Consider the following 10890-nt stretch of genomic DNA (forward strand, 5'->3'; position numbering starts at 1 on the left):
CATCCCCTATCCCATAACGGTGCGAATCACCTCGGATTCATGAAAAAATTTCAACAGCTTGCTCCGACCGGCATAGTTTGAAGTTTCATCGATCGTATTCGCTGCTGCAAACTCATCTGCCGTGAGCAGGAAGCTGGCATCTGAAACATGATAGTCCAGGCCTTCACGATCCAGAAATCCATACAGCTTCGTAAAATTTTCTTGATATCTCGCCTTAAAATCCACCCCAAAGAAGCGTTCACCCTGCATATAGTTGACCGGCGGCACATAGAGAACGATTGGGATCCCATACGCATTCAAGAGACGGATGGTCTTTTTCAAATACACGACCCCTTCCGTTTCCTCCTTGATGCGGAACAGATAGTTCATCTGCATATACAGCTTCTCACTCGTATCGTCCTCCGTTTTCTTAAAAGAAGCAAACGATTCCACTTGGAAGCGGCGAAACCGTTCTTCGGCAAGCTCTGCATACGCAGAGAACTCTGCCCGCGGCTGCTCTGTGGCATCCAACAGGCGGCGAATTAAGGTCGGGTGCTGCGTGCGCGGCATAAGATGCGCTTTTGGCGTCAATGCCTCCATCACCAATAATAATAATAATAATAATGGACGCTCTCCCCGATCCAACAGGGCGTGAAGGATATGATGCTGCGCTTGCTGACCAAAGCCATGCATCGCGAGCACCTTGCAACGCTCTTGACCGAAGCTCGTTTTCATCATATCGCCCAAGGAATCCGTCACTTGATCTGTCAATGCGATATGCGAGAAGGCACAGTCGCCCATAACTAGCATGTGATCGTCGACAGGCCGTTGATATTCCGCAAGATAGGCATGATAAACCGATAGATCAAAGGAGAACCAGTCGCGCCCCTCCTCTAGCTTTGCTCCGATGAGCTGATCTCTCATAGATCCGCTGTTTTCCGGCGAAACGAGGAAAACTTGCCGCCCCCGGTAAGACAGGGCATCGCTCAGCGAACAAATATCATAGTCATGAATGAGATGCCCCTGTTTCTCAGGATTGTTGTCACAGAAAACAATCTTTTGAAAACCATGCTGTTCCAGGATGTGCAGCAGGCAACAGCCGCGTATTCCGGAACCGAAGATCACAATCCGGCTCTCGGCGAGATTGTCCCTGAGCCGCACCACCTCGGATTGAAAATATTGGTAGACGAGAGCATTCTCAGACGTGACCGGCCATGCAAAATCAATTTTTTCACGCATCGTTTGATCGTTCCTCCAAACGTTCCAATATCCCATCTTTATAGGGGTCAAGGATATCCCCGGAGCCTGTAACCGTATTAAAAGGCACAAAACATTCTTTGCAGGATCTCTGCTGATAGCGCGTCAAACGCAAATGTTCCTTCAAAAAATTCAATCGCTGACGGCTGTGCCATGCCGCCTGCAAGGTCGTATCATGGATATTGCCAAGGCTCATCGGCGGAGGAAGATTGGTACAGGGATAGATTCCTCCATCCGGTGCTACGAACATCTTATAAAAGACCAGCGGACAGTAATCTACCTTGCCGCATTCATACGCATATTTATTGATATTTTGATCCGCATTGACATCTATATTCTGCCAGAGCGGTACTACAGTTTCCACAAATATGCTGTCCGCAATGCCATCAAAAAGTTCATAGAAACGACGTTTGCTTTCCTGCACAGCTTCGTTCCCAAACGCGGCATCCGCGATCTTGATATGAATCTTCAAATCCTTTGCTTTCGTCTCGTACATGAGCTTCAGGTGATGGTAGAATCGTTGAAAATCTATATTCGCTTTGCACGTACGCTGATATGCTGCGGCATCCAGCCCTTGCAACGAAACGACAATGCGTGATAATCCCGATTGCGCGATACGCGAAGCATTATCCTCCGTCAAAAGAGATGCATTCGTGTGCATATCAATGCGCTCCGCAACATTCAGCTGTTTCAGAAGACGCACCATATCCACAAGATGCGGATTGCACAAGGGCTCGCCGTGCCCCGAGAGCGAAACCAGCTTCAATTTCTGAGGGAAATCCTGGAGCTGCCGTGCGGCCTTTTCAAAGACCTCCGGGGACATCAGCTCGCCTGCGGCAGCGAAGCTCCAACTCGCATCCTTTTCCCCCGACCGAAAGCAGTAGCTGCATCTGAAGTTGCAGCGCTCACTCAGATCCAAGATCACAGAAAGGGGCGTCGCCAGCGGCAGCCGTTCGCCCAAAACGACACGATCGGTATGATAGGAGGGTTCGCGAATGGTCATGATACACCTCGTTTAGATTTTTCGCAACACGCTCCACACGCGCTATTGCACGGCGTACAGCACCGTGTCCAGCAAGTTGTCACTGTAATGACGCAGTGCAAATTGATAGCCCACTTCATAGCTTGTCAGTAATTGCGGCAAACTGTAGATGTCCTCCGGTTTGTGATAAGCACAAATCGCCAGTTTCGGTCGAATACTCTTGATAACGTTTTCCGCACCAAGAAGAGCCTCTTTCTCCGCACCTTCAATATCCAGCTTGATCAATGTCGGTTGATCGGGCAAATCTGCAAAAAAATGATCCAGACTTGTCACCTGTATCATGCCGTCACCTGATTCGGAAAGCTTTGAACTTGCGAGCAGATTCGTATGATAGTGACGCTCGGCTTCGCCAGACCACAGACCTTTTTGCACCAAAGTCATATGTTCCATGCCTGCGAGGTTTTGGACGGCTTTTTCATAGTTGGTGTCATCGATTTCAAAACCGTAATAGTGTCGGAAAATCCCCTTCGTCTGACGAACGAACGCCATCGCTGTATCGCCATCGAACATACCCCCGTCCACAAAGACTTCCTCGCTGCCCAACACGACCCCCGCCGAACGATCAAAATATTCTACGCCCTGAGACGGCCGGAGCGGCGCGGACAGCAAATATCCTTCCACGCGGTTGCATATGATCTCTTTGGAAATATCATCCGCAAAAAAATGATACGCCCACTCATATCCTTCTACATGTGGCAAGAAGTCTTCGATCGTCATTGCAGGGATCGGCAAGTTTTCTACGAAGAAAATGCGTTCCTCCGATATGCCCGACAAGAGCAGATTCTGTCGAATATCATGCGCATGCGCGATCGAGCATACCAGTATATTTGCACCTTTGTAATGCGACAACAAATCTTTCGGAGACATGATCGGCAGTGCGGTCTCTCTGTGGAGTCCGCCCCCGCTGCGGTCACAGAAACACACTGGATGGATGCCGCTCCGAAAAAGCCATTTGGCGGTACGTGCGCCGAGATCGCCCGCTCCGTACAAAACAAGGGGACTGCCGTGAAATTTATCCCGCAGATGCCGGATGTCTGAGCGAAACGCTGCGCTTTCACATTGTGCGCGTATATGGGAGAACCGTTCGCGAAATTTACTCATAGGTATCTTTCCACCCATTCCTTTTCAAAGTCAAGTATGAAATCGCTATGTAAAAATTCTTCCCGACATGACTGCAGCGCATGAATCATGGCATGAAGCTGCTCAGTACAATTTGACACCCCAAAACAATGGATCTTGTCCACCATGGAAATCATAAATGACCATTCAAAATACCGAAATGCCGCTGCACTGTTCGGAAACAGACCGCTCAGCCAGGCCGTGCGCTCCCGATAGGTACGGAGATATTCATCAAGCGTCTGAGGTGTGAGCAGATGATAGTTCGTGGTCCATGCGGAATGATTTCCTCCGTGCCGATTGAACGTGTATTTCGGCTGTCCGTGATAGGCAACCCGCTGCGGGAGTGCCAGCAAGCGGTACATCAACGCAATATCATCGTATGTGCCATCCTCCGGAAAGCGCAGGTTTGCGGCAATGTTACGCCGGTACAGCTTGGTTGGGAACGCCATATTATACTTCTTGCGCCACATGAGTTCAATCAAGGCTTCCTCGGCAGTCATGATGCACTTTTCATCAAACGCCTTGTCCGTCGCCCCGCAGATACTGATCTCCGCATCGTTTTCAACCGCGAGGGTGTAAAGGAACTCCAAAAAATCTGGCGTACAGCTGTCGTCGTCGTCAACAAACGCGATATAATCGCCCGTTGCCGCATTTAGACCCGCATTGCGTCCGGAACCGATATTGCCGCGTTCCCGATGAATGACGCGGATTCTGGAGTCCTGCGCAGCGTATTCGTCAGCAATCACACCGGAACGATCTGTCGCTCCGTTATCTACGATAATGAACTCAAAATCACGAAATGTCTGGGCGAGAATACATTCGATCATATGCCCAACAAACATTTCGCGGTTATATGTCAGCATGATTACACTGACTTTCGTCGCCATCTATAACCTCACACCTTCCATGGTATAACGCCGCAATTACCGTAGTGTTCCGGCGGTTCATTGTAAAACGAAATCGGACACATAAAAGAAGAACATACAGAATCAATCCAGTAAAATAACTTTGTTCAAACACCGCCATGAGGTTCTGTATGCCTCACACATATTCTAGCACAAAAGACCGTACATTAAAACCTCTAAACGTCTATGAGCGCGGACAGGCACGTCAATATATCCGCCCCACAGCCTCTCCCGTCGAAACGGAGGAGGATCCTGGCACAAGACGTGTAGACCGCAAGCGGTCAATGTCATCCAATCACACTTCGCTAACGCTTGTGTTCTTGAAATGTTTTCGCATGCGACCTGTTCCCCAATCAACTACGCCCTACGGGCTTGTTTCCTGGCTAGGTCAGCAAGCACTTGAAGGGGCGCTTTGAACGGCAAGCTGCCATCCTAACTGCAAAGGGCTGATGTACGAAAGCAATCGTACATCAGCCCTTATTTTATTTTTTCAAATCCCCCGCATACTCCCCCACGCGCAGGATCTTCTCCGCGCGCGCAAGCTCCTCTGCCGTCGGCGCGGGTGTATCCCCGAGCCGATACGGCAGGCGTAGTTCCTCGTACTTGTGGAGTGCCATCGCGTGATAGGGCAGCACCTCCACGCGCTCGACCGTGTCCAGTTCCGCGATAAAGTCCGAGAGCCACCTGAGGTCGTCCTCTTCCGTCGTCCACCCCGGCACGAGCACATGGCGGATCCACATCCGCTTGCCGTGCTCTGAGAGAAAACGTGCGAGAGCAAGTGCACTCTCGTTCGAGACGCCTGTCAGCGCCCGATGCTTTTCATCATCCATCTGCTTAAGATCGAGCAGAAACAAATCCACGAACGGCAAAAGTCGCTCAAAGGCGCTGAAGAACGGCTCATCGAAGGTGAACGGCTCGCCCGCTGTATCAATGGCGGTGTTCACATCCTTTGCCTTCGCAAGGCGAAAGAGTTCCGTCACAAATTCAAGCTGGAGCAGCGGTTCGCCGCCGCTTACCGTGATGCCGCCCGTCTTTTTCCAGTAGGGACGATAACGCAGTGCCTGGCGAAAGATCTCCTCCGCCGTTGCTTCGTAGCCGCCCTCCTGCGCCCAGGTCTCCGGGTTGTGGCAGTACTGACAGCGATAGCGGCAGCCCTGCACAAAGACGACGAACCGGATACCCGGGCCGTCGACCGAGCCGAAGCTCTCTATTGCATTGATGCGCCCTTTGATGCCCTTACATGTGGCCATGGAAGGTGCGCGAGATCACGTCCTGCTGCTGTTCGCGCGTCAGGCTGATGAACTTGACCGCATAGCCAGATACACGGATGGTAAAGTTCGCGTAGGCAGGATCCTCGGGATGCTCCATGATATGCTCGAGCAGCTCACGGTTGAACACATTCACATTCAGATGATGTGCGCCCTGATCGAAATATCCGTCCATCGCGCTCACGAGATTCTGCACGCGCTCGTTCTCATCATGTCCGAGGGCAGCGGGATTCATACTCTGCGTGTTTGAAATGCCATCGAGTGCCCAGTGGTAGGGAATCTTTGCCACCGAGTTCAGAGAGGCGAGCAGGCCGCAGCACTCCGCCCCGTAGCTTGGGTTTGCTCCCGGCGCCAGCGGCATCCATGCGGGACGGCCGTCCGGCATGGCCCCCGTGTATTTCCCGTAGACCACATTCGAGGTAATCGTGAGGATCGAGGTCGTTGCCTCCGAGTTGCGATAGGTGTGACGCGACTTGATCTTCGCGAGGAAGGTCTTGAGCACCCACTTTCCGATCTCGTCCGCACGGTCATCGTCATTGCCATAGCGCGGGAAGTCGCCCGTAACATCGTAGTCGGCGACGATACCATCCTTGTAGATTGGCTTTACCTTTGCATACTTGATCGCGCAGAGCGAGTCAATGACGTGCGAGAATCCAGCAATCCCCGTCGCGAATGTCCGGCGCACATCCGTGTCGATGAGCGCCATCTCAGCCGCTTCATAGTAGTAGCGGTCATGCATGTACTGGATGATGTTCAGCGCATTGACATAGATCTGTGCGAGCCAGTCCATCATGCGGTCAAACTTCTCGATCACATCATCGTACTCGAGATATTCCGTACTGACGGGGCGGTAGGCAGGCCCGATCTGCTCGCCGAGCCTCTCGTCGACGCCGCCGTTGATCGCGTACAGGAGACACTTCGCGAGATTTGCACGCGCGCCGAAGAACTGCATCTCCTTGCCCGTCTGAGTCGCCGAGACACAGCAGCAGATGGAGTAATCATCGCCCCACACAGGCTTCATCACATCATCGTTCTCGTACTGGATCGAACTCGTGCGGATGGAGATACGTGCGGCATACTCCTTGAACGTCTCCGGCAGCCTCGAGGAGTAGAGCACCGTGAGGTTTGGTTCGGGAGACGGTCCCATATTCTCAAGTGTGTGGAGGAAGCGGAAATCATTCTTCGTCACCATGTGGCGACCGTCCATGCCGATGCCTGCCATCTCAAGCGTCGCCCAGATTGGATCGCCAGAGAAGAGCTCATTGTAGGCCGTGATACGCGCAAACTTCACCATGCGGAATTTCAGCACGATGTGATCGATCAGTTCCTGTGCCTCCGACTCCGTGAGTGTACCATTCTCGAGGTCGCGCTGGATGTAGATGTCGAGGAAGGTCGAGATACGCCCGACGCTCATCGCTGCGCCGTTCTGCGTCTTGATCGCCGCGAGGTAGCCGAAATAGAGCCACTGCACCGCCTCACGCGCATCCTTCGCCGGCGCCGAGATGTCAAAGCCGTAGAGCGCCGCCATCTCCTTCATGCCCCTCAAGGCACGGATCTGCTCGGAGAGCTCCTCCCGCTGCTGGATGACGTCGTTCGTCATAACACCGTCACCGCCGACCGTCGCAAGGTCTTCCTTCTTGAATGCGATCAGCTGATCGATACCGTAGAGCGCCACACGCCGATAGTCGCCCACGATGCGCCCGCGCCCGTAGGTGTCCGGCAGCCCCGTGATGATGTGGCTGCGGCGTGCCGTGCGGATCTCATCCGTATATGCGTCAAACACCGCTGCATTGTGCGTCTTGTGGTATTTCGTAAAGATCTCATGAAGCTTCGGGTTCACCTTGTAGCCGTAGTTCTCCAAGGCTTCCTCCGCCATGCGGATGCCGCCGTACGGCATGAATGCCTGCTTGAGAGGCTTGTCTGTCTGGAGACCGACCACCTTCTCGAGTTCCTTGTGCTCCGGGTCGATATACCCCGGTCCGTACGCAGTCAGCCCAGAGACGATCTCCGTCTCCATTTCGAGCACACCGCCCTTTGCGCGCTCCGCTCTCTGCAGCTCCTGCACGCGCTCCCATAGGCGATTCGTCGCATCCGTCGGCGGCGCGAGGAACGCCTCATCGCCATCGTACTGGGTATAGTTCCGCTGGATGAAGTCGCGAACATTGACCTCCTCCTGCCAGACGCCCCCTTCAAAACCGTTCCAGCTCTTGCTTTGCAGCATCGTATACCTCCTATTATTCAATATTTGCCCTATTGATATTCCCATCATACTTGAATTGTGTTCATTTTACAACAGTTCCTTCAAAATAAACACTATCAATATTTTTCATTACGCCATACTTTATCTTTATGCCTTTTCCCAACAGGATCACAGCTCTCTGTGACCAATGCACTTGCGTACCGTGCGGAAATGTGATGTAATGAGCAAAGAACATACCGTATCTGCAAAGGAGCGTATAGCACATGAGAAAATGGGCCGTTATCTACTCATCCACCACAGGCAACACGAAGGCGATTGCTGAGGAGATTGCAAACACCGCGGGCGGTGACCTCTACCGCGTGCAGGATGCACCGACAGACCTCTCTGCGTATGAGGTCGTCGCACTTGGCTACTGGCTGCGGCGCGGCGGTCCCGATGATCTCATGAAGGCATATCTGCCAAAGGTCACGAATGCACGCACCGTGCTCTTCCAGACACACGGCACAGATGTCGGCTCCGAGCACGCCGTCACCTCGTTCGCGCGCGCCGGTTACCTTCTCGGCGCGGGCTGCGAGATCCTCGGCACCTTCTCCGCGCAGGGAAAACTCGCCCCCGCCCTCATCGCCCGCCGCAAAAAATCCGATCCTGATGATACGCACAACAGCCCCGAGGCGCAGGAGCGTTGGCAGCGCGCTGCCGATCACCCGAACGAGGACGACCGTGCCGCCGCACGCGAATTCGTGCACAAGATGGAGCACAAGCTTGATCTGCTCGAAAAATTCCGACAGGCACAAGCGGAGAAAAAAACACGCTCTATACACACATGATATATTGCACAGATTATCGTCTTTCTCATTAGAAAAGAGACTCGCATGGACACCGAAAAGAAACGCGCGATGGAAGCCGACGTGATGTCGGAGATGATCGCTATCTACTGCCGCGGTCAGGGACACACCAACCGCACCCCTGCGGCTGACGCTGCGCCTGCGCTCTGCCCTGACTGCCGCCGTCTCCTCGACTACGCACGCGACCGCATCATCCGCTGCCCGCGCATGGATGTGAAATCCTTCTGCTCCGCGTGCCCCGTCCACTGCTACAGCCGCGATATGCGCGAGCAGGTGCGCGCCGTCATGCGCTGGAGCGGGCCGCGCATGCTCCTCCATCGCCCCATCATGACCCTGCATCATATCTGGATTGACCTAAGGAGTCGCGGATAAATTCAGCACCGCCATCTTGGCGCATCCTTTTCGCCCTGTCTGTGTCAACAAATCCTCCACATAGCACAGCGGCTATGCGTCCGGTTTGTTTCCTTGGCAGGACAAAAATTCTGCACCAATCTGACGGACTTCATTTTATCAGCGACTCCTTGCGCACGCCGACGTGAAAAGAAAGGACAGCATCCATGAAAAACATACTCCTCATCGCCACGGGCGGCACGATTGCCTCACGGAAAACGGCGCATGGTCTGCGTCCCGCCCTCTCCGGCGAAGATGTGCGCGCCGCCATCGGCGCCGTGGACGCCGCCATCGAGGTCATTGACCTCCTCTCGCTCGACTCCACCAACATCGCCCCCTCCCACTGGCAGACAATGGCACGCAAAATTGCAGAGGTCCGCACCGCATACGACGGCTTCATCGTCACGCATGGCACGGACACGATGGCATATACCTCTGCCGCACTCTACTATATGCTCGAGCATATCGACCGCCCCGTTGTCATCACCGGGGCGCAGCGTCCGCTCGGCACAGAGGACTCGGATGCACAGGCGAATCTGCGTCTCGCGTATGAGGCGGCATGCAGCGGCTTTGCGGGCGTCTGTCTCGCGTTCGGCGGACGGCTCATCCACGGCAACGCTGCAAAGAAAATGTATTCGCTTGCGGATGATGCCTTTCGCAGCATCGGGCGCGCGGAGATTGACCTCACAGCCCCCTCAACACCTTCTGCGCCCTTTCGTCTGCATGATGCACTCGACGAGCGCGTCGCCGTCATACGCCTCTACCCCGGCATGAAGCCCATCACGATCGACGCACACATCGCCTCGGGCTATCGCGGCATCATCCTCGAGGGATACGGATGCGGCAGTGTCCCCGGCGACGATGCACAGGAGAGCTTTCTGCCCTCACTCGACCGCGCAAAGACACGTGCCTGTACTGTCGTCCTCACGACACAGTGCATCTATGACGGTGCGGATCTCTCGCACTACGAGGTAGGCGTCCGTGCGGCAGAGCTGGGCGTACTCTCGGGCGGTACGCTCCCCATCGAGGCACTCTACGTGCGGCTGATGCAGCTGCTTGCAAATATACCAGAAGGCGAGACGCTAAAGTCACTCACATAAAAGGAGGATACAATGCAGCTTCAAGAAATTGGCGTTGTTCATAACGACTACAAGAACCTTACAGACATCCCGCGGCAGGGACGCATGAGCGAGGAGGTCTCAGAGATCGAGATTCACCCTGCCTTTACGGACGGACTGCTAAAAATCGAGCAGAACAAACACCTCATCGTCCTCTACTGGGCACATTTGGCCAAACGCGACCTCCTCAAGACCATCCCCCCCGCCTCGAAAGAGATTCACGGTGTCTTTGCGAGCCGCTCGCCCGGCCGTCCGAACCCCCTCTCCCTCTGCATCGCCGAACTCATCGCACGCGAGGGAAACATCCTCCGCGTGAAGGGACTCGATGCCCTCGATGGCAGCTCCATCATCGATATCAAACCATATACGAAGATGGATGCCATAGCAATATTATAAATCTCGCATAATAGCGGGGCTGTTGCACGAACGCCCCTATCGGCTCGCTGCACTCGCCACTTCCCCCGCTCTGACGGGGGAAGCTAAGATGCCATAATCCTAGCCTCCCCCGTGCGACACGGGGGAGGGGGACCGCGTAAGCGGTGGAAGGGGCGCTTGTAGCGATACCGCTGCCATAGACAAGGGCTGTTGCACGAAGTTTTCTAGATTCGTGCAACAGCCCCGTTTTTGATGTAAAATTCATTTTGTCTGTTTCATTAGGAAAGAAATTTCTAAAAGCATTCGGCGGGGTACTTGTAATGAATCCCATTCACCATTATAATACTCCATGCGTCGACTTAATACGATTATCTTTTTCATCTAACTCATTA

The 10890-nt window shown here is 53.8% G+C and carries 10 protein-coding genes; 4 read left to right on the forward strand and 6 right to left on the reverse strand.

The window, feature by feature from the left end; translation table 11 throughout:
- Positions 1 to 6 precede the first annotated feature (6 nt).
- The 6 genes from HMPREF1992_RS04270 to pflB form a co-directional block, all read right to left on the reverse strand.
- A complete protein-coding gene (locus HMPREF1992_RS04270) occupies positions 7 to 1218 on the reverse strand; it encodes a nucleoside-diphosphate sugar epimerase/dehydratase (protein WP_021684616.1) in 1212 nt (403 codons plus the stop codon).
- Complete coding sequence (locus HMPREF1992_RS04275) at positions 1211 to 2239, reverse strand: radical SAM/SPASM domain-containing protein (RefSeq protein WP_021684617.1); 1029 nt, start codon at positions 2237 to 2239, stop codon at positions 1211 to 1213. The genes HMPREF1992_RS04270 and HMPREF1992_RS04275 overlap by 8 nt, the downstream gene beginning before the upstream one ends.
- A gap of 42 nt (positions 2240 to 2281) precedes the next feature.
- Entirely contained in the window at positions 2282 to 3379 is a 1098-nt protein-coding gene (locus HMPREF1992_RS04280; RefSeq protein WP_021684618.1) for an FkbM family methyltransferase, read from the reverse strand.
- Complete coding sequence (locus HMPREF1992_RS04285; RefSeq protein WP_021684619.1) at positions 3376 to 4284, reverse strand: glycosyltransferase family 2 protein; 909 nt, start codon at positions 4282 to 4284, stop codon at positions 3376 to 3378. The genes HMPREF1992_RS04280 and HMPREF1992_RS04285 overlap by 4 nt, the downstream gene beginning before the upstream one ends.
- 500 nt (positions 4285 to 4784) lie before the next feature.
- Positions 4785 to 5552 (reverse strand): pyruvate formate-lyase-activating protein, encoded by a 768-nt coding sequence (gene pflA, locus HMPREF1992_RS04290; protein ID WP_021684620.1) that lies wholly within the window; start codon positions 5550 to 5552, stop codon positions 4785 to 4787.
- Positions 5539 to 7791, reverse strand: a complete 2253-nt coding sequence (gene pflB / locus HMPREF1992_RS04295) for a formate C-acetyltransferase (protein ID WP_037358554.1) — start codon at positions 7789 to 7791, stop codon at positions 5539 to 5541. The genes pflA and pflB overlap by 14 nt, the downstream gene beginning before the upstream one ends.
- 242 nt (positions 7792 to 8033) lie before the next feature.
- Between pflB and HMPREF1992_RS04300 the strand changes: the two genes are divergently transcribed.
- From HMPREF1992_RS04300 to tsaA, 4 genes are all read left to right on the forward strand, one after another.
- Positions 8034 to 8597: a flavodoxin family protein gene (locus tag HMPREF1992_RS04300; protein WP_021684623.1), complete on the forward strand. Its 564-nt coding sequence runs from the start codon at positions 8034 to 8036 to the stop codon at positions 8595 to 8597.
- Positions 8598 to 8642: 45 nt separating this feature from the next.
- On the forward strand, positions 8643 to 8987 hold the full coding sequence (locus HMPREF1992_RS04305; RefSeq protein WP_021684624.1) for a nitrous oxide-stimulated promoter family protein: 345 nt from the start codon (positions 8643 to 8645) through the stop codon (positions 8985 to 8987).
- A 185-nt stretch (positions 8988 to 9172) separates the two neighbouring features.
- Positions 9173 to 10105 (forward strand): asparaginase, encoded by a 933-nt coding sequence (locus HMPREF1992_RS04310; RefSeq protein ID WP_021684626.1) that lies wholly within the window; start codon positions 9173 to 9175, stop codon positions 10103 to 10105.
- Positions 10106 to 10117: 12 nt separating this feature from the next.
- Positions 10118 to 10519, forward strand: coding sequence for a tRNA (N6-threonylcarbamoyladenosine(37)-N6)-methyltransferase TrmO (tsaA, locus tag HMPREF1992_RS04315; protein ID WP_021684627.1), 402 nt, complete (start codon positions 10118 to 10120; stop codon positions 10517 to 10519).
- Positions 10520 to 10890: the final 371 nt, after the last annotated feature.

Source organism: Selenomonas sp. oral taxon 892 str. F0426 (genome assembly GCF_000468035.1).
Taxonomy (GTDB): domain Bacteria; phylum Bacillota; class Negativicutes; order Selenomonadales; family Selenomonadaceae; genus Centipeda.

Excerpts from the sequence above, each read along its gene's own strand:
- HMPREF1992_RS04270 (WP_021684616.1), bottom strand. The coding sequence starts at position 1,218 with ATGCGTGAAAAAATTGATTTTGCATGGCCGGTCACGTCTGAGAATGCT.
- HMPREF1992_RS04275 (WP_021684617.1), bottom strand. The coding sequence starts at position 2,239 with ATGACCATTCGCGAACCCTCCTATCATACCGATCGTGTCGTTTTGGGC.
- HMPREF1992_RS04280 (WP_021684618.1), bottom strand. The coding sequence starts at position 3,379 with ATGAGTAAATTTCGCGAACGGTTCTCCCATATACGCGCACAATGTGAA.
- HMPREF1992_RS04285 (WP_021684619.1), bottom strand. The coding sequence starts at position 4,284 with ATGGCGACGAAAGTCAGTGTAATCATGCTGACATATAACCGCGAAATG.
- pflA (WP_021684620.1), bottom strand. The coding sequence starts at position 5,552 with ATGGCCACATGTAAGGGCATCAAAGGGCGCATCAATGCAATAGAGAGC.
- pflB (WP_037358554.1), bottom strand. The coding sequence starts at position 7,791 with ATGCTGCAAAGCAAGAGCTGGAACGGTTTTGAAGGGGGCGTCTGGCAG.
- HMPREF1992_RS04300 (WP_021684623.1), top strand. The coding sequence starts at position 8,034 with ATGAGAAAATGGGCCGTTATCTACTCATCCACCACAGGCAACACGAAG.
- HMPREF1992_RS04305 (WP_021684624.1), top strand. The coding sequence starts at position 8,643 with ATGGACACCGAAAAGAAACGCGCGATGGAAGCCGACGTGATGTCGGAG.
- HMPREF1992_RS04310 (WP_021684626.1), top strand. The coding sequence starts at position 9,173 with ATGAAAAACATACTCCTCATCGCCACGGGCGGCACGATTGCCTCACGG.
- tsaA (WP_021684627.1), top strand. The coding sequence starts at position 10,118 with ATGCAGCTTCAAGAAATTGGCGTTGTTCATAACGACTACAAGAACCTT.